18 protein-coding genes are annotated in these 24,555 nt (G+C 74.3%); 6 read left to right on the top strand and 12 right to left on the bottom strand.

Annotation, left to right across the window (positions count from 1 at the left end):
- Positions 1–168: 168 nt before the first annotated feature.
- Positions 169–1,308, bottom strand: a complete 1,140-nt coding sequence (locus tag ACF1BE_RS10385) for a winged helix DNA-binding domain-containing protein (protein WP_392198569.1) — start codon at positions 1,306–1,308, stop codon at positions 169–171.
- A gap of 153 nt (positions 1,309–1,461) precedes the next feature.
- Between ACF1BE_RS10385 and ACF1BE_RS10380 the strand changes: the two genes are divergently transcribed.
- Complete coding sequence (locus ACF1BE_RS10380) at positions 1,462–2,592, top strand: magnesium and cobalt transport protein CorA (protein ID WP_392198568.1); 1,131 nt, start codon at positions 1,462–1,464, stop codon at positions 2,590–2,592.
- A gap of 16 nt (positions 2,593–2,608) precedes the next feature.
- Here the strand turns inward: ACF1BE_RS10380 and ACF1BE_RS10375 are convergent, their stop codons facing one another.
- Genes ACF1BE_RS10375 through ACF1BE_RS10355 form a run of 5 tightly spaced genes read right to left on the bottom strand, consistent with a single transcriptional unit; the run spans position 2,609 to position 10,953 of the window.
- Positions 2,609–3,925 carry an extracellular solute-binding protein gene (locus tag ACF1BE_RS10375; protein WP_392198567.1) on the bottom strand — a complete coding sequence of 439 codons (1,317 nt, stop codon included), beginning with the start codon at positions 3,923–3,925 and terminating at the stop codon, positions 2,609–2,611.
- On the bottom strand, positions 3,922–4,998 hold the full coding sequence (locus ACF1BE_RS10370) for a hypothetical protein (RefSeq protein ID WP_392198566.1): 1,077 nt from the start codon (positions 4,996–4,998) through the stop codon (positions 3,922–3,924). Before ACF1BE_RS10370 ends, ACF1BE_RS10375 begins: the two co-directional genes overlap by 4 nt.
- Positions 4,995–6,986 (bottom strand): VWA domain-containing protein, encoded by a 1,992-nt coding sequence (locus ACF1BE_RS10365; protein ID WP_392198565.1) that lies wholly within the window; start codon positions 6,984–6,986, stop codon positions 4,995–4,997. Before ACF1BE_RS10365 ends, ACF1BE_RS10370 begins: the two co-directional genes overlap by 4 nt.
- A gap of 29 nt (positions 6,987–7,015) precedes the next feature.
- A complete protein-coding gene (locus ACF1BE_RS10360; protein WP_392198564.1) occupies positions 7,016–9,265 on the bottom strand; it encodes a tetratricopeptide repeat protein in 2,250 nt (749 codons plus the stop codon).
- Positions 9,262–10,953, bottom strand: a complete 1,692-nt coding sequence (locus tag ACF1BE_RS10355; protein WP_392198563.1) for a trypsin-like peptidase domain-containing protein — start codon at positions 10,951–10,953, stop codon at positions 9,262–9,264. The genes ACF1BE_RS10360 and ACF1BE_RS10355 overlap by 4 nt, the downstream gene beginning before the upstream one ends.
- 218 nt (positions 10,954–11,171) lie before the next feature.
- Here ACF1BE_RS10355 and ACF1BE_RS10350 point away from each other — a divergent pair, with 218 nt between their 5' ends.
- Entirely contained in the window at positions 11,172–11,939 is a 768-nt protein-coding gene (locus ACF1BE_RS10350) for a polysaccharide deacetylase family protein (RefSeq protein ID WP_392198579.1), read from the top strand.
- 109 nt (positions 11,940–12,048) lie between these two features.
- Complete coding sequence (locus ACF1BE_RS10345) at positions 12,049–12,489, top strand: SRPBCC family protein (protein ID WP_392198562.1); 441 nt, start codon at positions 12,049–12,051, stop codon at positions 12,487–12,489.
- Between the two features lie 71 nt (positions 12,490–12,560).
- Here ACF1BE_RS10345 and ACF1BE_RS10340 read toward each other — a convergent pair whose 3' ends face one another.
- From ACF1BE_RS10340 to ACF1BE_RS10320, 5 genes are all read right to left on the bottom strand, one after another.
- Entirely contained in the window at positions 12,561–13,712 is a 1,152-nt protein-coding gene (locus ACF1BE_RS10340; protein WP_392198561.1) for an XdhC family protein, read from the bottom strand.
- A gap of 49 nt (positions 13,713–13,761) precedes the next feature.
- The gene (locus tag ACF1BE_RS10335; RefSeq protein ID WP_392198560.1) at positions 13,762–15,219 is read right to left on the bottom strand and encodes an NCS2 family permease; all 1,458 of its coding nucleotides are present in this window, start codon (positions 15,217–15,219) and stop codon (positions 13,762–13,764) included.
- Positions 15,220–15,373: 154 nt separating this feature from the next.
- Positions 15,374–17,755 carry a xanthine dehydrogenase family protein molybdopterin-binding subunit gene (locus ACF1BE_RS10330; protein WP_392198559.1) on the bottom strand — a complete coding sequence of 794 codons (2,382 nt, stop codon included), beginning with the start codon at positions 17,753–17,755 and terminating at the stop codon, positions 15,374–15,376.
- Between the two features lie 2 nt (positions 17,756–17,757).
- On the bottom strand, positions 17,758–18,348 hold the full coding sequence (locus ACF1BE_RS10325; RefSeq protein WP_392198558.1) for a (2Fe-2S)-binding protein: 591 nt from the start codon (positions 18,346–18,348) through the stop codon (positions 17,758–17,760).
- On the bottom strand, positions 18,348–19,241 hold the full coding sequence (locus tag ACF1BE_RS10320) for an FAD binding domain-containing protein (RefSeq protein WP_392198557.1): 894 nt from the start codon (positions 19,239–19,241) through the stop codon (positions 18,348–18,350). The genes ACF1BE_RS10325 and ACF1BE_RS10320 overlap by 1 nt, the downstream gene beginning before the upstream one ends.
- Positions 19,242–19,595: 354 nt before the next feature.
- On the opposite strand from ACF1BE_RS10320, the gene ACF1BE_RS10315 reads away from it, so the two are divergent.
- Entirely contained in the window at positions 19,596–21,269 is a 1,674-nt protein-coding gene (locus tag ACF1BE_RS10315; protein WP_392198556.1) for a PucR family transcriptional regulator, read from the top strand.
- Between the two features lie 166 nt (positions 21,270–21,435).
- Positions 21,436–22,200, top strand: coding sequence for a hypothetical protein (locus ACF1BE_RS10310; protein ID WP_392198555.1), 765 nt, complete (start codon positions 21,436–21,438; stop codon positions 22,198–22,200).
- Positions 22,201–22,404: 204 nt separating this feature from the next.
- On the opposite strand, the gene ACF1BE_RS10305 is transcribed toward ACF1BE_RS10310, so the two are convergent.
- Positions 22,405–23,226: a GntR family transcriptional regulator gene (locus ACF1BE_RS10305; RefSeq protein WP_392198554.1), complete on the bottom strand. Its 822-nt coding sequence runs from the start codon at positions 23,224–23,226 to the stop codon at positions 22,405–22,407.
- A gap of 174 nt (positions 23,227–23,400) precedes the next feature.
- On the opposite strand from ACF1BE_RS10305, the gene ACF1BE_RS10300 reads away from it, so the two are divergent.
- Positions 23,401–24,243: a (2Fe-2S)-binding protein gene (locus ACF1BE_RS10300; protein WP_392198553.1), complete on the top strand. Its 843-nt coding sequence runs from the start codon at positions 23,401–23,403 to the stop codon at positions 24,241–24,243.
- Positions 24,244–24,555: the final 312 nt, after the last annotated feature.

Below are 24,555 nucleotides of genomic sequence, written 5' to 3'. Positions count from 1 at the left end.
TCACACCCCCGGGGGGCCCCCTTCCGCGCACTGGTGCCCGCCGCCGCACACCGCGGCCCCGTACTCACCCCCCCCCCCCCCGGGGGGGCCCCCGGGGGGGGGGGGGCGCCCCCCCCCCCGCCCCCCCCCCCCCCCCCTCTCCACCGCTTTGCGTCCACCGCCTCCGGCTCACCGCCGGACCTCCGCGGCGAACCGGATGTCGTACGACTGACCCGGATGCAGCACGCGCAGCATCCGCTCCCCCTCCTCCGCCACCTCCTCGCGCAGGGCCTTCGGCAGCGTGCCGAACGGCTCGATGACCAGGGCATCGGCGCCGAGCCTCCACAGGCCGGCCAGGAATCCGTCGACCAGGAGCGTGCGGTGCGCCTGGTTGCCCGTCCAGTTCCGGCCCCGGTGGGCCGGCGGTACGACGCGGGTGCGGTCGGCGTGGGAGAGCAGGAGGTTGTCGAACTCGGGCAGGAAACGGGGCGGGGCCGGGGTGGCCGGGTCCGGGCGCGGGGCGCCGGGTACGTCGAAGAGTTCCACACCGGCCGGGTCGCGGAAGGACAGCAGCCGGGGGCGCAGGCGCTCGAAGACGGGCCGCAGACGGGTCGGTCCGGCCCAGGTCTGCATGTCCCGCACGGAGGCGGGGCCGAAGGCGGCGAGATAACGCAGGACCACGGACTCCGCGGTGGGGACCGGCCCGGCGGCGCGGCCCAGCCAGTGCTCCGCGGTGGTGAGGGCGACCTGTCCGCTCTCGTCCCACAGTCCGCGCGGGGTGACCTGGACCAGCGGGAGCGTGCAGCGGGCGGCTACGCCGAGGGCCTGCGGATCGGCGTCCGGCCACACGGCGCCGAGGGCCCGGCGCAGCTGGGCCATGGTCCGCGGTTCGGCCTCGACCAGTTCGCGGGCCACGGCGGCGAGACGGTCCAGGTCGACGCCGGCCGGCCCGGTGCGGGAGTTCCCCGGTTCGCGGAGGCGGGCCGGCTGGACGAAGGACCGCAGGGCGAGGCAGTCGTCGGCGGTGTGGGTGTGGATCGTGGAACGCAGGGTGACGATCCGGGCGACCTCGCGGCCGGACATGAGCGTGGAGAGCCGCTCCGGCGCGAAGCCGTCGAGGCGGGCGGCCAGGGCGTAGTACGGGGGCCGGGTGTTCTGCGCCTGCAGGCCGAGGAGGTGACCGACCGCGTCCAGGGCCGACCGCCCGGAGCGGTGCAGCAGGAGCTGACGGGCCAGGGTGGCGCGGTTCAGGGCCCGCGCGTCGAGGACCGGACCGCCCGCCGCGCCATTGCCTCGGACACTGCTCCCGCCCGCGCCGTTCGTGGTCATGACCGCATGCTGACACCGCTTGCGGACACTTTCTGTCCGCGACTCCCGCCGGACCCGGGCCCCGGCTTCCGCCGATCGCGACGGGCCGCGGATATCCTGCTGGTACCGCGCCGGGTGAGCACGCCCCGCGCGGGCTCCACCGGGAGGCGGCCGATGCCCGAGCGACCCAACGGCAGGAACGGCGGCCGCAGGTCCGGCTGGCGCCGCGCCCTCACCCCGGCCCAGCCCCCCGCCGCCGAGCCGCCCACGCCCTCCCCCGGACCGGCGGACGTCGTACGGGCCGTGCTCTACCGCGACGGCGTCCGTGTCTCCTCACCCGCCACCCTGGCCGAGACCTACCACGAGCTGCGCGAGCAGCCGAGGGGTATGGCGTGGATCGGCCTCGCCCGGCCCACGGGAAGCGAACTGCACTCCTTGGCTGCCGAGTTCGGGCTCCACCCGCTGGCCATCGAGGACGCCATGGAGGCCCACCAGCGGCCCAAGCTGGAACGGTACGGCGACACGCTGTTCGTCGTCCTGCGCGCCGCCCGCTACCTCGACGCGCCCGAGGAGGTCGACTTCGGCGAGCTGCACGTCTTCGTCGGCCCCGACTTCGTCATCACGGTCCGGCACGGCGACGCCCCCGACCTGTCGGCGGTCCGCCGCCGCATGGAGGACGCACCCGAGCTGCTGGCGCTCGGCCCGGAGGCGGTGCTGTACGCGATCCTGGACGCGGTGGTCGACGGCTACGCGCCCGTCGTGGCCGGCGTCCAGAACGACATCGACGAGATCGAGACCGAGGTGTTCCGCGGCGACCCCGAGGTCTCCCGCCGCATCTACGAACTCTCCCGCGAGATGGTCGAGTTCCAGCGCGCCACCCGCCCGCTCGTCGGCATGCTGCACGGCCTGATGGCCGGGTTCGCCAAGTACGAGACCGACGAGGAGCTCCAGCGCTACCTGAGGGACGTCGCCGACCACGTCACGCACACCAGCGAACGCGTCGACGGCTTCCGCCAGGCCCTCACCGAGATCCTCACCGTCAACGCGACCCTGGTCACCCAACAGCAGAACGCGGAGATGCGGGCCCTCGCGGAGGCGGGCTTCGAACAGAACGAGGAGGTCAAGAAGATCTCGTCATGGGCGGCCATTCTGTTCGCACCGACCCTCGTCGGCACGATCTACGGCATGAACTTCGACCACATGCCGGAACTGCACTGGCTGTTCGGCTACCCCTTCGCGATCGGTTTGATGGCGGTGGTGTGCACCACCCTGTACCTGGTGTTCAAGCGGCGGGACTGGCTGTAGGAATCACGGCGGTGGTTCACGGCGCGCGGTCGCAGACCGAGGGCACCCAGGTCAGCCCCGGGGTGCCGCTGAGGATGTCCAGGGAGCGCAGCAGGGTCTCCAGGTGGCCGGGGTGGGCGAGGAACTCGATGGTCGCCTCGGCGAACGCGTCCCGCACCGAGGGCGGCATCGCGTCGGAGGCGTCGAAGCAGTGCACCGCGTGGTCGTCGACGAGGATGTCCGCGAGGGAGCGGTGCCAGGGGGAACCGGCGGCGCCCGGAGCGGGCCGCGCCCCGGAGTTCACGGAGAAGCCGGACTCCGCGGCGCTCCAGGCGCGTTGGGCTTCGGCGGAGGCGAGGTAGCGGGTCAGCCGCTTCGCCTCCGGGGTGCCGTGCAGCAGGGCGACCAGGTCTCCGGACACCTCCCACGCGCCGTTGCCCGTGGCCCCGGGGATGCGGCGGGCGGAGGGTTCGTAGCGGCCGTCGACGCGTTCCCAGCGGGTCTTGTTCCGGATGAACGACGCCTGGTGTTCGAGGGTGCAGCCCCGCGGAACGGTGGTGATCGGCTCGGACGCCCGGTCGTGCGGGGTCATCAGGGCCCGCCGGACGAGACCCCGGTCGCCGCCGGCACCGATCAGGTCGCGCCAGGTCGTCCACGCCTGCCGGACCGGCTTCGACCGCCAGGACAGGTCGCCGCGCGCCCACTGCGCGTAGACGCGCGGGCCGGACCGCTGGAGCAGGATGTCCTCGATCCAGTCCGTGCCGGGCCAGCCGCTGGTGGCGCCGGAGCCCATGCCGACACACCACTCGGCCGGCTCCTTCGCCGCGTCGGCGCGCTGCCGTTCGCCGACACCGGCCGGGTACCAGACGATGCTCTTCAGGTCAGCCTTGAGCGGGAACCAGTACACGTGCCCGTCCGCGAGCGGCGTGGCCCAGGACGCCCCGAAGGCGTGGCGCGGGATGAGGTCCTCCAGGGCGACGAGGTTCTTCTGCCGGGCGTACTCGGCGAGTTCGCCGGGACCGGTGAGCACCACCACGTCGGGCGGCGTCCCGGCCTCCACGTCGGCGCCGAGCACCTGGCTCTCGGCGGCGCTGCCCTGGTACTCGACCCGGATGTGGTACTTCCGCTCGAACGGCTCGATCACCGCCTTGCGGAGGTTCCTCTCGTCGTCGCCGGTCCAGTTGGCCAGCAGGGTGACGGTGGGCTCCCGTCCGAGGGCGCGCACGCCCACCACGACGGCCGCCACCAGGACGGCCAGGCAGATCGCCACCAGCGTCACGATGCGGGCGAGGCGGCGGGAGGGGCGGGGGCGCCCGGGGGCGGCCGGCGCGGGACCGCCGTGCGGCGCGCTCACCGGGGCCTGAACCGGTAGTCGTCGATGTGCCGCCGCAGTCCCGTCTCGGCGAGTGCCATGAGCAGGATGCCTCCTATCAGGATCCACACCGCGGCTGCCGCGCGGAAGCCGGTGTGCGCGAGGTACGAGGCGGTGTCCCGCCCCGCTTCGGTGATGTCCGCTCCGTCCAGCCGGCGTTCGAGCAGGGCGCGGGTGTCGGCCATGCCCTGGTGCGTCCACACGGTGAACAGCACGGTGACGGCCACGCCGCCGAGCAGCAGGACGCCGGCCGCGACGAGGTGCCGGTTGTAGCGGCGCCGGAAGCGGTGGCGGAGGAAGAGCTGGGTCTCCACGAGGGCGGTGGCGAGGGCGAGGGCCAGCAGCAGTGTCGTGGTCCAGGCGAGCCACAGCAGCGGGCCGAACGAGGTCTGCCGGTGCACGGCGGCGCGCTGCTGCCGCTGGAGGACCGTCAGTCGGGCCTGTATCCCCGAGCCCTTGTCGGTGAGGATGCTGGTGGCGTAGCTGCGGTAGGCCTCGCGCAGCACGTCCTGGTCCGGCTGGAGCTGGGAGCGCTGCACCTTCACGGCGTACATGGTGATCAGCCCGGCGACCGTCTGCAGGGCCTGCCGGCCCGCCGGGCCGCCGACGTCGTCACCCGCGGCCGCCGCGAGGCTGTGCGCGGCGACCGAGATCTGCTTCTGGAAGTCGCTGGTCGGTGCCGCCGCTCCGGCGTCCCGCTGGGCCTGGCCGAGGGCGTACTGCGCGGTGTCGAGGGACAGCACGGCCGGGGCGCTGGCGGTGCGCAGCGGGTCGGCGTCGCCGTGCACACCCTGGTACGACAGGAACAGGGACAGGGTGAGCAGGGCCGACAGGGCCAGCAGCAGGCGGCGCCGTACCGCGAGGTCGTACGCGGTCGTGCTGCGGCCCTCCGGCGGGCGCCGGCCGGCACCGAGGAGCCGGGTGAGCGGGTTGCGGTACGCCCGGGCGGATGCGCGGCGGCCGGCCGTACGCGCGCGCCGGCGCGGCGGCTGCGGTTCCCCGGACACGCCGGTGCCCGTGCCGGCACCGGGCGTCGTCGTCCTGTCACCTCTCACGCCGACGCCCCCCTCAGCCGCCGCCCGCAGTCGCCCCCGCAGTACACGGACTCAGCCGGCCCGAGCCACCGACACCCCGGACACTCCACCAGCCCGTCAGCACGCAGGGGGACGTCGGGGCCGCCGGGGCCGCCCGGGACGCCCGGTGAGTGCGCGCGGGCGCCGGTGGCCCGGGCCGGTACGGGGGCCTCGGCCTCGGGGAGCGGGGGGTCGCCGGTCCCGGGGGGCGGGGAGCCGTCGGGTGTGTGCGATGCGGGGGCACCGGACCCGGGTGACACGCCGGCGTCCGCCCCGGGTGGTGCGGGCGCGGCATCCCCGCCGTTCACGGGCGCACCGGCCGCCGGAGGCGCCGGGGCATCCGTGCCCGGTGGCACGGCGGCCTCGTCCCCCGCCGGCCCGTCGGCGCCGCCTGCCTGCGGCACGGGCAGCCCCGGTCCCGGTGGCACGTTCCCACCGTCGGCCGGCCGCCCCTCCCCACCACCCGCGGGCCGCCCGTCCGCAGCCCCCCTCGGTGACCCTGGACCCGCACCCCGCGCCGTCGCCCTCGCCCTCGGCTGCGGTGAGGATCCGGCGGCAGACGCCGCCGCGCCGGCCGGCGCCCCGGACCCGCCACCACCAGAGGCTCCGGTACCCCCGGCCGGTGGCGTGGTCAGGGCGCTGGAGAGGATCAGGTGCTGCCAGTCGACGTCCCTGAGGCCCGGGCGGACGCGTCCGGTGCCCGGCGCGGCCTCGATGCGCCGGAGCGCCTCGCGGAGTTGGGCGTCGCCCAGTTCGCCGGCCAGGGCGAGCGCCTGGGCGAGGGCGCGGTCGGCCGTGGCGCTGCCGTCCGGGCCGCGCAGCCAGGCGCGGTAGGCGCGGGCGACGGCGGCGCCGGCCTGCTGGTACCGCTCGTGCCGGCGCACGCCGGGATACTGCCGGGAGGCGTCGCGCGGGTTGTCGGTCCATCGCACCAGGACGGGCCGCGGTGCGGGCAGCCGTACCGGCCGGCCGAAGTCGGGCAGCACGACCTCCACGGCGGCGAGCTGGAGGTCCTCGTCGGTCTCACGGCCGGTCGGGTCGGCGGTCAGCACGACCTGGAAGTGCCGTACCTCCTCGCCCCAGGCCCGGGTGACGTACTCCACGGCGCGCCCGCCGGACCCGGCCGGGACGGCCGGCAGGTCCTGCTCGGCCGGCACCACCTGCTTGACCTGGCGGATCACCGTGCCGGGGGTGGGGGTGAGCCGGATGCGCAGTTCGGGGACGGCCGTGCCGAGCAGACCGGCCACCAACTCCTCGTACGCGGAGGTCAGTTCCGATTCGGCGCGGACGGCGCGGGCCCGGCCGTGCAGCCGCCGGGTGATGCGCAGCAGCAGTTCGGCGTCCCAGTCGTCGCCGATGCCCCACGCGTCGCAGACGAACCGGCCCTCGCAGGCGTCGAGCGCGGTGTCCAGGGCCATCGCGGCCCGGTGGTCGTGTTCGTTGCGCCCGTCGGTGAGCAGCAGGACGTGCTTGACGGGCGCGGGGTGGTCCTTGAGCAGCCGCCGGGCGAGGTCGAGCCAGGTGCCCAGGGCGGTGCCGCCGTCGGCGTCCAGGATGCGTACGGCGCGTTCGGCGGCCTCGCGTTCGGCGGGCCCGGCGACGGCGAGGACGGGGCGGTCGGGGCCGGGGTGGACGAGGGTGGCGTCGAACCGCCCGGAGAGCACGGCGAAGGCGGTGCCGTCGGGCAGCATCCGGACCGCCGCCGCGGTGGCGTCCTTCGCGGCACGCAGTTTGGCGGCGGGGTGGAGCATCGAGCGGGAGGTGTCGACGATCAGCACCTCGGCGAGCGCGGGCCCGGTGCCCGGCGCGGGCGCGCCGGTGTGCCGCGGGCCGGCCTGGCTCCTGACCCCGATCTCCAGGATGGCGTGCATCTCCTGTTCGGGGTGGCGTCCGGACGTGTCCGGCACGGCGGGCAGTTCCTTGTGCTGACCGACCGCGAGCGTCACCTCGGTCTCCTCGGCCACGGTCATCGCTGCCTCTTTCCGGGGGTGTGAGTGGGTCAGAAGGTGGTGACCGGCCGGATCGCGTGCGCCAGGTCGAGCAGTCGGCCGTGTTCCCCGGCGGTGCGGGCCTGCGCGGCGAGCTGCCGGAAGGACTGTTCCAGCAGGGTGCGCAGGCTGTCCTCGTCGCCGGGGCCCAGGAGGTCACCGGCGGGGAACTCCGGGCCCCAGCCGGGTGCCGGACGGCTGTGCAGGGTGTTCTCGCGGACCTCGGCCACCAGCCGGGCCCGGGACTCGCCGGCCGCGGCCCCGCCGTCGAGGCGGAGCCGAGGCAGCCGCTGGGCGGCGTCCCGCAGGCCGGCCGGGGTGGGCGGGGTGCCGTGCAGGACGCCGGCGCGGACGCGTACGGCCGCGATGCGGGCGGCGTCGTGGTGGCGGGAGGTGGCGGGGACCTCGTCGAGGACGTGCACGGCGGCGTCCCGGTCGCCGCCGGTGAGGTGGCCGCGCGCCAGGCCGAAGGCGGCGGGGGTGTGCGCGAAGTCCCGTTTCCAGACGGCCTCGTAGAACCGCATGGCCCGGGCCGGGCGTCCGCCGCCGGTGTGCTCGGCGCAGTAGCCGAGGGCGAGTTTGGGCACGTACTCGCCTGGCAGCGCGCGGTAGACGGCGTCGAAGCGGGAGCCGGCCAGGGCCACCTCTCCCCTGCTGAGATGGAGGACGCCCCGGTGCCAGGCGATGCGCCAGTCGTGGCCGGCGGCGCGTTCGCCGAGCTGTGTCTCGGCCTCGGCGAGCCAGCTCTCCGCCGCGTCCTGTTCGCCCTTCCTGAGGTACGCGCGGCACAGCCACAGCGCGGTCTCCGGGGTGCCGAGGCGGGATTCGCGGGGCCACTGCCGGGCGACACGGTCGGGGGCGTCGGGCGGGAAGGTGTCCAGCAGCAGGGCGGCGCCGTCGTCGGGGTCGGGGACCGGCTCGGGCAGGGCGCCGGCGACCTCGGCGGCGGGGGGCGGGGAGACGTCCAGGCCGGCGGGCCGTTCGCCGGGGCGGGCGGCCCAGTGGCCGAGGGTGGGGATGGCGCCGAGTCCGGCGTCGAGGCTGGCGCCGGTGGCGCGGAACCGGGTGGAGCTTTCCGGCAGTTGCTCGCCGAACTGCAGGGAGCGGTACTCGCGCAGGACTTCCCAGAGCTGGCGGGACATCTCGGCCGCCGAGCGGAACCGGGCGCGGGGTTCGGCGTGGGTGGCGCGGTCGACGAGGCGGCGGAAGGAGTCGGAGGCCAGACCGCGGGCGGGTTCGGTGTCGCGGGCCAGGGCCTGGAGGGTCATGCCGACGGTGTAGAGGTCGCTGTCGACGTGCCAGCCGCGGCGGTCGATCTCCTCCTGGGGCGGGGCGAAGCCGGCGGTGTGGACGTAGGCGGAGGTGCGGTCGCCGATGGCGCGGACGGCGCCGAGGTCGACGACCTTGACCGCCCGGCCGAAGTGGATGACGTTGGCGGGCTTCATGTCGCAGTGGAGCAGGCCGCGTTCGTGCATGTACTGGAGGGCGCCGAGGATCTTGCAGCCGTAGGTGAGGACGTGGTCGAGGCGGGGGCGGCCGTGGAAGATCCGTTCGGCGTCGTCGGCGTCGAAGAGCTGCTGGAGGGAGCGCCCGCCGATGTAGTCCATGACCAGGTAGCCGGTGGACGGGTGGCCGGGGGACCGGTGCTGCGTGTAGGTGATGAGGCGGACGATGTCGGGGTGGTGGAGGTCCGTGAGGGAGCGGCGCTCCTCGACGGCGGCGTGTCGGGCGAGGTCGTCGCGCACGTTGATCTGGCCCTTGAGGACGACCCGGTGTCCGTCTGCGTCGGTGTCCTCGGCGAGGTATATCCAGCCGAGGCCGCCGTGGGCGAGGCAGCCGAGGACCTTGTAGTGGCCCGCGACGACGTCGCCCGGGGCGAGCTGGGGCAGGAAGGAGTAGGGCGTGCCGCAGCGGGGGCAGCGGCCGGTGGCGCGGCCCGGCTGGCCGCCGTAGCCCACGCCGACGATCATCGTGCAGCCGTCGGCGCCGCAGCGGCGGCCTCCCGTGGGCGGGCGGGGGTCCTTGACGAGCACGTCGCCGGGGACGGGCACCTCGGGCAGGACGACGAGTCCGTGCTGGTCGAGGCCGCCGATTCCGGCGACGGCGTGGACGGCCGCCGGGCCGGCCGTGTCCTCGGTGGTGGTGACCGGTGGCGGCTCGGGCGGTGCGGTGCGCGGCTCGGTGTGCCGGTGGCCGCAGGTACCGCAGTAGCCGGTGACCATGATGCGGCCCGGGCAGCCGGGCCGGAGGCAAGATGTCACGACGCACCCTCCTCGTCGGATGCGGGGGCGGAGCAGAAGCCGACGAACGCCTCGACGGCCCTCTCGGCTTCTTCGATGTCGCAGGGGGTCTGCCGCAGCAGCGACAGGGCGTGTTCGTAGAGCCGGTAGGCCTCCACGACCCGGTCGCCGTGGGCGGTGGCCCGCTGCCGGCACAGCGGCCATTCGGCGCCGACCCGGCCGAGGAGTTCCTCACGGCGGCGCAGCCGGGCGTCCAGCATGCCGACGGCCTGTTCCAGCCGCCGCCGGCGGCGTCCGACGGCGTCCTCGAAGGTGAACAGCAGGTCGGCGTGTCCGGGTTCGCGTTCGTGTTCCGGGGTGTGGGCGACCCAGGCGCGCAGCATGCGGGTGCGCCGTACGCCGGATTCGGCCCGGTCGAGCAGGTGCCTGGTGCCGGGGGCGGGCAGCACGCGGTCCTGGCGTACGTCGAGCGCGGGCCCCAGTTCGTCGGTGATCCGGCGGAGTTCGTCGTGCAGACGCGTCCAGCGTTCGCGCAGCGGGCGGTGGACGAGCAGGTCGGCGGCCTGTGCGGCGCGCTCGCCCGGGCGGCGGAACACCAGCAGCAGCCGGGCTCCCTGCCGGGCGAGCCGGTCCAGCAGGCTGAGCAGGGCGTCGGGTTCGGCGGCCTCGTCGACGGCGACGAGGACGGCGGCGAGCGGGAGGCGCAGGGTGCCGAGCCGTTCGGGCCGGGGGTCGTCGCGGATGCCGAGGCGTCCGGCGATGCGGTCCATGACCTCGGCGGCGGTGAGTCCCGCGACGTCCAGGGCGAGATCCTGGGCACCGGCGGGGGGCACGGTCTCGGGCGGGTCGTGGCTGACGGCGCTGGTGTTGCGGTGGGTGCGCAGTTCCCGGTCGGCGAGGGTGACGGCCCGTTGCAGGGTCCAGGCCCGGTCGCCGGCGGCGGGGACGACGGTGACGAGCACCGGCCAGCCCGCGCCGCGGAACCAGGCGGCGAGCTGGGTGGCGAACGGGAGGTCGAGCCGCCCGGCGGGGCCACCGGTGTCGCTGCGCAGCCGCGGGTCGACGGCCTCGGCGCCGTCGGTCCAGGCGGCGACCTGCGGGAGGTGGCTGAGGATGGTCTCGGTGGGGCTCATGTAGCTGAAGGCGTAGCCCGGCCCCTCGTCCACGCTGAGGACGATGCCGATGACCTGGTCGGTGGCGTGGTCGACGACTCCGCCGCCGCTGAAGCCGGGGGCGGCGAGTTCGCCGGGGGTGAGCGGGCGCAGCTGCACCTGGCTGTCCCGGCCGCGGGCGGCGACCAGGGTGGCGCCGTGCCAGCGTCCGCCGTCGTCGCCGTCGGGGAAGCCGTACATGCTGACGGGTCCGTGCGGTGCGGCGAGCCGGTAGAGCCGGGTGGTGTGCTCGGCGGGCAGCGGTGCGGCCAGGCGCAGCAGGGCGAGGTCGCCGCTGCGGTCGCCGAAGGCGTCCTGGCGCTGGGGTACGTGTTCGTCGGCGCGGACGGTTGCGGCGACGGCGGCGAGGCCGGGTACGCCGACGAGGCGGACGGTGTAGCGGGGCCCGGGGCCGACGACGTGACCGGCGGTGAGCACGCGGTCGGGGGCGAGGAGCACGCCCGCGCCGAGGACCCGGCCGTCCGGCGCCTCGATGCGCGCGATCCAGGACGGTGTCCGTAAGCGCGATGTGACGACTCGCTCCCCCGTGCGCGTCATGCCTCCGAGGTTACTCCGCGTACCCGGCCGGTACCACTGGTGTGCACGGGGTCGTTGCACCGGCACGGGAGCCGGTGCCGGGTGTGGGGTGAGCGGCGGCCGGTCGGCGCTCTTGACACGCCCCATGCTCGTACACGTGTGCTATACACACAGTGTATAGTCCGCGCATGCCTCTTTCGACCGACACGATCTCCACGCCCGACCACGCGACCAGGAAGATGCGCGTGGCGGGCCGGAGGTTGCCTCTCTCCGCCCTCGCGTCCGCGGCGGCCTGTCTGGCGCTCACCCTGTCCGGCTGCGCGCAGGTCGACACGACCGCGCCGAGCACGGCCCGCGCCGCGGCGGCGCACGGGGCGCCGGCCCGGCTCGGCACGGTCGACTGCCGCGAGGCCAAGTGCATCGCACTCACCTTCGACGCGGGCCCGAGCGAGAACTCCGCCCGCCTGCTGGACATCCTCAAGGAGAAGAAGGTCCCGGCCACCTTCTTCCTGCTCGGCAAGCGGCACATCGAGAAGTACCCGGAGCTGGTCCGGCGGATGGCGGCCGAGGGGCACGAGGTGGCGAGTCACACCTGGGATCACAAGATCCTGACCCGCATATCCGACGCGCAGATACGTCAGGAGCTGAAGCGGCCCGACGACGCCATCGAGCGGCTCACCGGGCACAAGCCGACGCTCATGCGCCCCCCGCAGGGCCGCACCGACGCGAACGTGCACGCGATCAGCAAGGAACTGGGCCTGGCGGAAGTGCTGTGGAGCGTGACCGCCAAGGACTACACGACCACCGACTCGGCGCTCATCACCAAGCGTGTCCTCGCCCAGGCGTCCCGGGACGGGATCATCCTGCTGCACGACATCTACCAGGGGACCGTGCCGGCCGTACCCGGCATCATCGACGCGCTGAAGGCGCGCGGCTACGTCTTCGTGACGGTCCCCCAGCTGCTGGCGCCCGGCAGGGCCGAGCCGGGCAAGGTCTACCGTCCCTGAGTCCGCGGGCCGGACCACGGGTACGGTCGCGCCGGGCGACCGTTGCTCCGGACAGGTGACCCGGGGGCGAACGCGCAGGTGGACGCCGCCGGTTGCCTACGATCGTGCCGTGCCCTTCTTCTCTTTCGAACGCACCGTGCCGCTCCCGCTCGAGGAGACGTGGCGCCGGCTCACCGAGTGGCCCCGCCACGCCGACGCGGTCCCGCTCACCCGGATCCGCGTGCTCACGCCCGCGCCGACCCGCGAGGGCACGCGCTTCGTGGCCCGCTCGGGCGTCGGCCCGCTCGCCTTCGACGACGTGATGGAGGTGACGGTCTGGCACCCGCCCGCCGACGGCGAGGGCGGCCTGTGCCGGCTGGAGAAACACGGCCGGGTGGTCCTCGGCTGGGCGGAGATCGAGGTACGGCCGGGGCCCGGGGGCCGCAGCCGGGTGGTGTGGCGCGAGGAGCTGTGGGTGCGCTTCCTGCCCCGCGCCTTCGACGGCGTCCTCGGGCCGGTGTCCCGCCGGATGTTCGGCCGAGCGGCGAACCGGCTGCTCCGGCAGGCGTGAGGCGGCCGGCCGGGGGCGCCCTGGCCGTCGTCCGGCACAGGGGCGGCGGCGGGCGGCTGTCGCGGTGGCTCTCAGGCGACGGATCCGACGCGTCCGGCCTGCCGTGCTTCCCGGTCGTGGTGGATCGGGGTGTGTGCCCCGGTCAGTGGGGCCCCGCTGCCGCCCCGCCGGCCGGCGACGATCTCCGCCGCGATGGACAGGGCCGTCTCCTCGGGTGTCCGCGCGCCGAGGTCGAGTCCGATCGGGGAGTGCAGCCGGGCCAGCTCCGGCTCACTGACGCCGACCTCGCGCAGCCGCTCGTTGCGGTCCAGATGGGTACGGCGGGAGCCCATCGCGCCGACGTAGGCGACCGGCAGCCGCAGCGCCAGCCGCAGCAGGGGCACGTCGAACTTGGCGTCGTGGGTGAGGACGCACAGGACGGTGCGGCCGTCGACCTCGGTGTGCCCGAGGTACCGGTGGGGCCACTCCACGACGATGTCGTCGGCGTCCGGGAAGCGGGACGGGGTGGCGAACACCGGGCGGGCGTCGCACACCGTGACGTGGTAGCCCAGGAACTTGCCCACGCGGACCAGCGCCGACGCGAAGTCGATCGCGCCGAAGACGATCATCCGGGGTGCGGGGACCGAGGACTCCACCAGGACCGTGAGCGGGGCGCCGCAGCGCGAGCCCCGCTCGCCGATCTCCACGGTGCCGGTGCGGCCCGCGTCCAGGTGGGCGCGGGCCTCGGCGGCGACCGTGCGGTCCAGTTCGGGGTGGGCGCCGAACCCCCCGTCGTACGACCCGTCGGGCCGGGCGAGGAGGGCCCGGCCCCGCAGCTCGGCCGGCCCCTCGGCGATGCGCGCCACCGCCGCCGCCTCCCCGCGCGCGGCGGCGGCCAGGGCGTCGGCGACCACCGGCCGGGCGGGGTCGTCCGCCCGGACCGGCGTGACGAGGATGTCGATGACGCCGCCGCAGGTCAGACCGACGGCGAAGGCATCCTCGTCGCTGTATCCGAAGCGTTCCAGGACGCTCTCCCCGCTCAGCAGCGTCTGTCGGCACAGCTCGTACACGGCGCCCTCCACGCACCCCCCGGAGACCGATCCGACGGCCGTGCCGTCGGCGTCCACCGCCAGGGCGGCGCCTGGCCGGCGCGGGGCGCTGCCTGTGACGGCCACGACCGTGGCGACGGCGAAGTCACGGCCCTGCTCGACCCACCGGTTCAGCTCCTCGGCGATGTCCAGCATGTCTCGGTCTCCTCACGGGGGTTGCGGGCGGGTGCGAAGGGGGCCGGCGTCAGTGGACGCCCAGCCGGCCCTCCAGGGGATGGAGGGCGAAGTAGACCAGGAAGACCACGGTCAAACCCCACATGAAGGCGCCGATCTCCCGGGCCTTGCCCTGGGCGGTCCTGATGGCCACGTACGAGATCACGCCCGCGGCCACGCCGCTGGTGATGGTGTAGGTGAACGGCATCAGTACCACGGTCAGGAAGACCGGGACGGCGGAGGCGCGGTCCGCCCAGTCCACGTGCCGGGCGTTCATCAGCATCATGGCGCCGATGACGACGAGGGCGGCGGAGGCGACCTCCTGCGGCACGAGCGCGGTGACCGGCGTGAAGAACAGGCAGGCGGCGAAGAACAGGCCGGTGACGACGGACGCGAGACCGGTGCGGGCGCCCTCGCCGACGCCGGTCGCGGACTCGATGAACACGGTCTGCCCGGAGCCGCCCGCGACACCGCCGATCGCGCCGCCGGCGCCGTCGATGAACAGCGCCTTGGACAGGCCCGGCATACGGCCCTTGTCGTCGGCCAGACCGGCCTCGGTGCCGACGCCGATGATGGTGGCCATCGCGTCGAAGAAACCGGCGAGCACCAGGGTGAAGACGATCATGCCGATCGTCATCGCGCCCACTTCGCCCCAGCCGCCGAAATCGATGTGCCCGAAGAGCGAGAAGTCGGGCATCGAGACCGCGCTGCCGGGTAGTTCGGGGGCGCCGTTGGCCCACTGGCCGGGGTCGATGGCGCCGAGGCCGTTGAGGACGGCGGCGACGACCGTGCCGGTGACGAGACCGATGAGGATGGCTCCGGGGACGTTCCTGGCCTGGAGCATGAAGATCAGCAGCAGCGTTCCGGCGAAGAGCAGGACCGGCCAGCCGACGAGTTCGCCGGCGGGGCCGAGGGCGAGCGGGGTGGCCTTGCCCTGGTGCACGAAGCCGGACTTGTAGAAGCCGATGAGGGCGATGAACAGGCCGATGCCCATCGTGATGCCGTGCTTGAGCGCGAGCGGGATCGCGTTCATGATCATCTCGCGCAGGCCGGTGACGACCAGCAGCATGATGACGACGCCGTACATCACGCACATGCCCATGGCCTGCGGCCAGGTCATCTCTGGAGCGACCTGCGAGGACAGCACGCCGGAGACGGAGAGGCCGGCGGCGAGGGCGAGCGGCACCTTGCCGACGAAGCCCATCAGGAGTGTGGTGAAGGCCGCCGCGAACGCGGTCGCGGTGATCAGCGCCTTCTGGCCGAGCGTGTCCCCCGCCGCGTCCTTGCCGGACAGGATCAGGGGGTTGAGCAGGAGGATGTACGCCATCGCCATGAAGGTGGTGATGCCGCCGCGGATCTCTCGCGAGAGAGTGGATCCTCTGCGGGATATGTGGAAGCAACGGTCGAGCCAGGACCGCCCTGCCGGGACGCGGCTGCCATCGCCCGCGTCGTCGGCTGCGGTTCTCGGCTCCACTGACTGCTGGGTCATGGGCCAACTCCCAAGGTTCACAGGGGCACCCGTGCGACGGCTTGCCGGGCACGGGATTTGGGATTGGACGACCCGGGGGACGGCCCGAGACGAACAGTGGAACCCGGGGGGACGGAAGTCCCCCCGGGAGATCACCGGTCGGGACCCCGGAGGGTCACGTTCCCGTCAGGTGCTCGGGCCGTACCGGAGTGCGGTTCAGCTCCAGCCCGGTCGCGTTCCGGATCGCCGCGAGGACGGCCGGCGTGGACGACAGGGTCGGGGCTTCGCCGATGCCACGCAGCCCGTACGGGGCGTGGTCGTCGGCGAGTTCGAGCACGTCGACCGGGATGGTCGGCGTGTCGAGGATCGTGGGGATGAGGTAGTCCGTGAAGGAGGGGTTCCTGACCTTCGCCGTCTTCGGGTCGACGATGATCTCCTCCATCACCGCGACACCCAGGCCCTGCGTGGTGCCGCCCTGGATCTGGCCGACGACGGACAGCGGGTTGAGCGCCTTGCCGACGTCCTGGGCGCAGGCCAGTTCGATGACCTTGACCAGGCCCAGCTCGGTGTCGACCTCCACGACCGCGCGGTGCGCGGCGAAGGAGTACTGGACGTGTCCGTTGCCCTGGCCGGTGCGCAGGTCGAAGGCCTCGGTCGGCCGGTGCCGCCACTCCGCCTCGACCTCCACGGCCTCGCCCTGAAGGACGTCGGCCAGGTCGCCGAGGACCTCGCCGCCGTCGGTGACGACCTTGCCCCCCTCCAGGAGGAGTTCGGCCGTCGCCCAGGCCGGGTGGTAGGAGCCGAACCTGCGGCGTCCGATCTCCAGGACCTTCTCGCGGACGAGCTCGCAGGCGTTCTTCACGGCGCCGCCGGTGACGTACGTCTGCCGGGAGGCCGAGGTGGAACCCGCCGAGCCGACCTGCGTGTCCGCGGGGTGGATCGTCACCCGGGTGACGCCCAGTTCGGTGCGGGCGATCTGCGCGTGGACGGTGACACCGCCCTGGCCGACCTCCGCCATCGCGGTGTGCACCGTGGCCACGGGCTCGCCGCCCACGACCTCCATGCGCACCCTGGCGGTGGAGTAGTCGTCGAAGCCCTCGGAGAAGCCGACGTTCTTGATGCCGACCGCGTAGCCGACACCGCGGACGACGCCCTCGCCGTGCGTGGTGTTGGACAGGCCGCCGGGCAGCTGCCGCACGTCGGCGCCCTCGCTGGACTCCCACTGGCGTTCCGGCGGCAGCGGCATCGCCTTGACGCGGCGCAGCAGTTCGGCGACGGGAGCGGGCGAGTCGACGGGCTGGCCCGTCGGCATGAGCGTGCCCTGCTCCATCGCGTTCAGCTGCCGGAACTCGACCGGGTCCATGCCGAGTTCCTTCGCCAGCTTGTCCATCTGCGCCTCGTACGCGAAGCACGCCTGGACCGCGCCGAAGCCGCGCATGGCGCCGCAGGGCGGGTTGTTGGTGTAGAGGGCGACGGCCTCGATGTCGACGTCGTCCACGACGTACGGCCCCACGCCCAGCGAGGAGGCGTTGCCGACGACCGCCGGGGAGGCGGAGGCGTAGGCGCCGCCGTCCAGCACGATCCGGCACTTCAGGTGCGTGAGTCTGCCGTCCCTGGTGGCGCCGTGCTCGTAGTACAGCTTGGCGGGGTGGCGGTGGACGTGCCCGAAGAAGGACTCGAACCGGTTGTAGACGATCTTCACCGGCTTGCCGGTGCGCAGCGCGAGCAGGCAGGCGTGGATCTGCATCGACAGATCCTCCCGGCCGCCGAACGCGCCGCCGACGCCGGCCAGCGTCATCCGCACCTTGTCCTCGGGCAGGCCGAGGACGGGGGCCATCTGGCGCAGGTCGGAGTGGAGCCACTGGGTGGCGATGTAGAGGTGGACGCCGCCGTCCTCGTCGGGGACGGCGAGGCCGGACTCGGGGCCGAGGAAGGCCTGGTCCTGCATGCCGAACGTGTACTCGCCCCGGACGATGACGTCGGCCCTCGCGGCGGCCTCGGCCGCGTTGCCGCGGACGATCGGCTGCCGGTGGACGATGTTGGGGTGCGGGACGTGGCCGATGTGGTGGTCGTCGCGGTTCTCGTGGACGAGGATCGCGTCCGGCGCGGTGGCGGAGGCCTCGTCGGTGATGACGGGCAGCTCCTTGTAGTCCACCCTGATCCTGGCGGCGGCGCGGCGGGCCGTCTCCGGGTGGTCGGCGGCGACGATCGCGACCGGCTCGCCGTGGTGACGTACCTTGCCGTGCGCGAGGACCGGGGTGTCCTGTATCTCCAGGCCGTAGTTCCGCACCTCGGTGGGCAGGTCGTCGTACGTCATGACGGCGTACACGCCGGGCAGCGCGAGGGCCTCGGAGGTGTCGATCGAGACGATCTCGGCGTGCGCGACGGTGGAGCGCAGGATCTGGCCCCACAGCATGTCCTCGTGCCACATGTCGGACGAGTACGCGAACTCGCCGGTGACCTTCAGGGTGCCGTCCGGGCGCAGCGTGGATTCGCCGATGCCGCCCTTGGTCGGGGTACCCTGCGTGATCTTCGTGGGTGCGCCGTCGGCCGGCATGCTCAGACCCCCTCGGACTGGCGGGCGGCCGCGAGGCGGACCGCGTCCATGATCTTCTCGTAGCCCGTGCAGCGGCACAGGTTGCCCGACAGCGCCTCACGGATGTCGGCGTCGGACGGGTTCGGGTTGCGCTCCAGCAGTTCGTCGGAGGCGACGAGCAGACCGGGGGTGCAGAAGCCGCACTGGACGGCACCGGCGTCGATGAACGCCTGCTGGACCGGCGACAGCCCACCACCCTCGCCGGTGCGCGACTCGGTGCCCTTGGCCTGCCACTGCCGGGCCTCGTCGAGCGAGGTCTTCGCCGGACCGCGGGCGCCGGTGGCGCGGCCGCCCTCGGTGCGCTGCCTGGCGTAGTCCGCCAGGCCCTCGACGGTCACGACCTCGCGGCCCTCGGCCTGGCCGGCCGCGACCAGGCAGGAGCAGACCGGCACGCCGTCCAGCCGGACGGTGCACGACCCGCACTCGCCCTGTTCACAGGCGTTCTTCGACCCCGGCAGACCGAGGCGCTCCCGCAGCACGTACAGCAGGGACTCGCCCTCCCAGACGTCGTCGGCCTCCTGCGGGCGTCCGTTGACGGTGAAGTTGACTCGCATTACGCAGCTCCCTCGGATGCGCGGCGGGCGCCGCGGTAGGACTCCCAGGTCCAGGTGAGCGTCCGGCGGGCCATGACGCCGACCGCGTGCCGGCGGTAGCTCGCGGTGCCCCGGACGTCGTCGATCGGGTTGCAGGCGCCGGAGCACAGCTCCGCGAACCGCTTGGCGACCGACGGCGTGATGATCTTTCCGTTGTCCCAGAAGCCGCCCTCCTCCAGGGCCGCGTTCAGGAACTCCTCGGCCGTCCTGGCCCGCACCGGGGTGGGGGCGGCGGAACCGATGCCGGTGCGCACCGTCCGGGTCCGGGGGTGCAGGGCGACACCGAAGGCGCACACGGCGATGACCATGGCATTGCGGGTACCCACCTTCGAGTACTGCTGGGGTCCGTCGGCCTTCTGGACGTGCACGGCGCGGATCAGCTCGTCGGGCTGGAGCGCGTTGCGCTTGACGCCCGTGTAGAACGCGTCGACCGGGATGAGCCGGGTGCCGCGGGCCGCCGACTCGACCTCGACCTCGGCGCCGGCCGCGAGGAGGGCGGGGTGGGCGTCGCCGGCGGGCGAGGCCGTGCCGAGGTTGCCGCCGACGCTGCCGCGGTTGCGGATCTGCGGGGAGGCGACCGTGTGCGAGGCGAGCGCCAGGGCCGGCAGCTCGGCACGGAGGTCCTCCATGATCCTGGTGTACGGGACGGAGGCGCCCAGTCGTACGGTGTCCTCCCCCACCTCCCACTCCGAGAGGTCGCCGACGCGGTCGAGGTCGAGCAGGTACTCGGGCCGGCGGTGGTCGAAGTTGATCTCGACCATCACGTCGGTGCCACCCGCAATCGGCACAGCGGTGGGGTGCTCGGCCTTCGCGGCGAGCGCCTCCTCCCAGCTGGCGGGGCGAAGGAAGTCCATGACCGGCTCTCTTCTTCGTCTCGTGAGTCGTACGTGAGTCGTACCGATCGAGCCAATCCGTGTGCGGCGGTGCCGGCTCGTTCCTGTGCTGTTGACGCGGAGTGGACTCAGTACACCGCTCGGTACTCCGGCGGGGTCAGTCACCGAAACCATGAAGGAGTTCGCTGGCCAGGCCAGGCATCTTGTAGATTCGTATGAACAGAGGCCGTCGGTAACCTCTCCGATTTCCCGGGGAAACGCGGGAAACAGCGCGGAGACCTCGGCGTACGTGCCGTGCGCGCCCCCACCGGGCGCGTCCCGCGCCACCCTCCAAGATCCATCGTAGGTTTCGAGACAAAGAACGGCGGCGACGAGATGCGGCTGCGCGCACTGCTGGACACCGACGCGCTGGGCCTGCGGCTGCTCGGCGGCGGGGACGAGCTGGACCGCGCGGTGCGCGGGGTCATGACCACCGACCTGCGCGACCCGAGCCGCTACCTCACCGGCGGCGAGCTGGTGCTGACCGGCCTGGCCTGGCGCCGGGACGCCGACGACTCGGAGCCCTTCGTACGCATCCTGGTGCAGGCCGGCGTGGCGGCGCTCGCGGCCGGCGAGGCCGAACTGGGCGACGTACCGGAGGACCTGGTGCTGGCCTGCGCCCGGCACCGGCTGCCACTGTTCGCGGTGCACGAGTCGGTGGCGTTCGCCACGATCACCGAGCATGTCGTCCGGCAGGTCTCCGGCGAGCGCGCCGGGGACCTGGCCGCGGTGGTGGAGCGGCACCGGCGGATGATGACGTCGGGCCCGGCGGGCGGCGGCCCGGACGTGGTCCTGGACCTGCTCGGCTCCGACCTGGACCTGCGCGCCTGGGTGCTCTCCCCCACCGGCCGGCTGATCGCCGGCTCCGAGGTCGGGGGCCCGGCGCTGCCCGCCGAGACCTGCGCCCGGCTCGCCGCGGAGCACCTGGCCGCCACCCGCACCGGCCGCCGCGGCCCGCACCGGGTCCTGCTGAACGGCGCCACCTACTCCCTGTTCCCGGTCCGCTCCGCCGGCCGCTCCCCGCAGGCCTCCCGCGACGTCCGCGAGACGGTCCTGGCGGACTGGCTGCTGGCCGTGGAGGCGGACGCGGGCGACTGGGCCCCGGAGCGGCTGGACCTGCTCCAGGGCGTCACCCAGCTGATCGCCGTCGAACGGGACCGCCGTGACGCGGCCCGCACGGTGCGGCGCCGGCTCGCCCAGGAGGTGCTGGAGCTGGTGCAGACGGGCGCCGCCCCCGCCGAGATCGCCGCCCGTCTGCGGGTGGCCGCGCCGGTGCTGCTGCCCGGGCTCGGGGCGGCACCGCACTGGCAGGTCGTGGTGGCCCGCGTGGAGTGGGAGGGCGAGGAGGACGGAGGCGGCGCGGTCGCCCAGTCCCTGCTGGAGGAGGTGCTCGTCGACCCCCTGGCGACCGGCCCGGAGCCGACCGACCGCATCGCCGTCGCGCACACCGGCGACGAGGCGATCGCCCTGGTCCCCCTCCCCGCCGTCTCCACCGAGCACGACGGCTCCGAGACCGGGCTCCTCGCCGACACGCTGCTCCGGTCGGTACAGGAGCCGCTGTCCGCCGGCCTGGACGGCGACGGCCGGCTCACCCTCGGCGTCAGCGCGGCCGTGCACTCGGCGGAGGGCCTGCGCGGAGCCCTGGAGGAGGCCCGGCACGCCCGCCGGGTGGCGGCGGCCCGCCCCGGCCGGGTCTGCGCGGCCGGCCACCACGAACTGGCCAGTCACGTCCTGCTGCTGCCCTTCGTCCCGGACGACGTCCGCCGCGCGTTCACGGCCCGTCTCCTGGACCCGCTGACGGACTACGACCGACGGCACCGCGCCGAGCTGATCCCGACTCTGGAGGCGTTCCTCGACTGCGACGGCTCCTGGACGCGCTGCGCCACCCGTCTCCACCTGCACGTCAACACGCTGCGCTACCGGGTGGGCCGGATCGAGCAGTTGACGGGACGGGACCTCTCCCGCCTCGAGGACAAGCTCGACTTCTTCCTGGCCCTGCGCATGAGCTGAGGCCGGCGGGGGCGCACGCCGGCCGGGTACGGCCGCGTGCGCGCCCACGACTTTGTGAATTCTTTCACCCACCCTCTTGGCCCGGCCCCGCGATTGGTGCTGGAATGCCGCCACCACTCAACAGCTCGATGGCGTGCTCGGGGAGGGCAACGTGGCGCATACCGCCATGTCTGGTAACGGAACCACCGGTGACGATCCGCTCCAGACCGCGGTATGGCGGTTGCGCAGCCGTGCCTGCTGGGCCGACGCCGCGGCCCTGCTGCCGGCCGACCGTCCCGGCACGGCCTTGCAGCGGGCCGGACTCCTGGTCGAACGGTGCCTGTACACCGAGCGGGGCTGGCAGGACGCGGAGGACGCGCTGCGGACGGCGGAGGCCCTGGCACACGGCGACGAGGAACGCGGTGCCGCCGCCTGCGAGCGGGGTCAACTCGCCTACGCCGCCACGCTGCACGGGGTCCGCGACCGGGCCGACGAGGCGCGGGCGGCGCTCGGCCGGGCGGCGGCGCTGATCCCTCCGGGGGCGGCCGGCCGGGCCCTGCTGGACTTCCGCCGGGGCCTGCTCGCGGAGAACCTGACCCGCTCACCGCAGGCGGCCCGCGCCGCGTACCGGCGCGCGCACGCGGGCGCCGCGGCCCACGGGGACCCGCTCCTGCTGTCCTTCACCTGGCGGCACCTCGCCGGACTCGCCCTGCGCGAGGGCGAGGTGGCGGAGGCCCGGCACGGCTTCACCGAATCCCTGCGCATCCGCGAGGAACTGGGCTACCTGGTGGGCACGGCCCCCGCACTGGCCTCGCTGGCCGACGCGGAGTCCGAACCGGAGGCGTCCCGGCTGCGGGAGGAGGCCCGCCGCCTGTTCCGGCTGCTGGGAGGCGTGCCGACGTGGCTGGCGCGGCAGCTGACCCCGCCGGCTCCGGGAGCGGCGACGGCGTAGGGGCGAGAGCGGTGACCGACCGCAGGAGCACCGAAGGGAGGCGGGGATCCGTGCGACCAGCCACCACGGACCCGCACGCCGGAAACGGCCGAGACCCCACGTCCCCACCACCACCGCGCGCGAACGGCCACCGGCCGCGACAACCCCGAGGGACGCGGGGAACCGCGCGAGCGACCACGACGGACCCGCACCCGGCGGACGACCTCAGTCCCCCGTCTCACGCCCCGGCACCGGTAGCGCTCGGCCCGCGCCCGCGAAGTGCTCTCCCACCAGCCTCCGCACCACGTCACAGTCCCCGGCGCTCAACGCGTCCAGCAGCGCCAGGTGGTCCGCCGCGTCCGCCACCAGCCCGGCCCGCCCGTGCCGTACCGGCGGCCACTGCGAGCGCCGGTGCAGGTCCTCGGCGATCCCGACGAGCTGTTCGTTGCCCGACAGGGCGAGCAGGGCCCGGTGGAACGCCCGGTCGGCCTCCGCGTACGTCGCCGGACAGCCGCACGCGGCCGCCCGGACCGTCTCCTCGGCCAGGGGCCGCAGGGCGGCCCACCGTTCGGCCGGCACCGTGCGGGCGAGCCGCAGCATCACCGGCACCTCGATGAGCGCGCGGACCTCGGCCAGTTCGGCCAGTTCCCGCGCGCCCCGCCGGACGACCCGGAAGCCGCGGTTGGGGACGACCTCGACGGCGCCCTCCAGGGTGAGCTGTTGCATGGCCTCCCGCACGGGCGTGGCGGAGACGCCGAAGCGTTCGCCGAGCGCCGGCGCGGAGTAGACCTCGCCGGGCAGCAGCTCGCCGGTGACCAGCGCGGTGCGCAGGGCGTCCAGGATCTGCCCGCGGACGGAGGAGCGCCGCACCGCGGCCCGCGGTCCCGGCGCGGGAACCGGCCGCTCGCCGTGCGTGTGCTCGCCCCGCGCCGCGCCCGGTACCGCGGCGTCCCGTTCCCGGGCGGGAGCCTCGGCGCGGGCCGGGCGCTGCTGCGCCGGCACCCGGGCGGCACGCGCGCCCGTGGAGCCCTGCACGCCCTGCTTCACGGGTCCTCCCGGCGGCTTGTCGGTACTTGGGTCATTAACGGCGGGTTGTCACCGGTCCGTCAAGCACCTTAGGCGCACCGGGCGGCAGCGCAAACTCCACCATGACAGGTAAGGTAAGCCTTGCCTCTCCAGTTCGGTCCTCGTCAGGGACACGTCGAAGGGCCGGTGTTCGTCATGCCCGCTGCGGCCTCGCCGCTCACCGCCGCGTACGACCGCCTGGGCGCGGCCCTGCCGGCGCTGACCGTGACCGAGCTGGGCCCGGACGCCCCCGAGCCCGCCGGCGAGGGCTGGACCAGCGCCGCCGGGCTCGCCGCCGGCGGGGCGGACCTGGACGCGTTCCTGGCCTGGGACGCGGCTCAGGTGCTGCGTGACCACGGCCGGCCGGCCCGCCCCGACGTCGTCGCGAGCTTCGGACTGCACCGCTACGCCTGGGCCGCCTGCCTCCTGATCACCGTGCCGTGGTTCCTGCACCGCCGGGTGCCCCGGCTGCCCGTGACGCACGTCTCGTACCACCGCACGGCCGGCCGGATGGCCGTACGCCCGCCCGTCGCCCTCGCCTGCCTGCCGGGCGATCCGGCCGCCGCGCTGCCCGGCGCGGTCGTCGTACCGGACGAGGAGGCCCTGCGGGCCCGGGTACGGGCGGCCGTGGCCGAGCACCTGGAGCCGGTGCTGGACGCCTTCGGGCCCCGGGCCCGGCGGCGCGGGCGGGCACTGTGGGGCATGGCGACCGATGAGGTCGTGGAGGGGCTGTGGTACGTCGCCCGGCTGCTCGGCGCGGACGAGGAACGGCGGGCCGTGCGGGAGCTGGGGCTGCTCCTGCCCGGCTCGACCCGGCCGTACGCGGGCGCGGCGGGCTTCCGGACGTCGGCGGCTCCTGACGGGGCACCCGTGGCGACCCGGGTCCGGGCGAGCTGCTGCATGTTCTACACCGTCCGCCCCGAGGACCCGTGCGCCACCTGTCCGCGCACCCGCGACGGCGAGCGGACCGCCAACGTGGCTTCCGCTGCTGCCGCTTGAGGGAGCGTCAGGTCCGCAGCACGGCCCCGCGTCCACTAGGATCACCGCGACGGGACCAGCCGGCTCACGGAGCGGCCCCCGGACAGGTGCTTCACCGTTTCCCCACCTGTCACGGGAACTTTCCGGGGGACCACCCGTACGGGTAGTCTTGTTCGAACGCAACTCCCGCCCCTCACGCGGCAGTTCGAGCAGAAAGCCGTCTCAGGGCATCCCCTTGCACCTCCTTGGCGGCCTCTTGCCCCGAAACCCCCTGAGGGTCGCCGGGAATGGGCCACTATGGCGGGCGTTACGCCCTATCCCAATGCAAGGGAC

This window comes from Streptomyces sp. NPDC014991, from assembly GCF_043080665.1.
Lineage (GTDB): Bacteria > Actinomycetota > Actinomycetes > Streptomycetales > Streptomycetaceae > Streptomyces.
The sequence above is the reverse complement of the archived record's forward strand: the minus strand, read 5'-3'. Positions and strand labels throughout refer to the sequence as shown.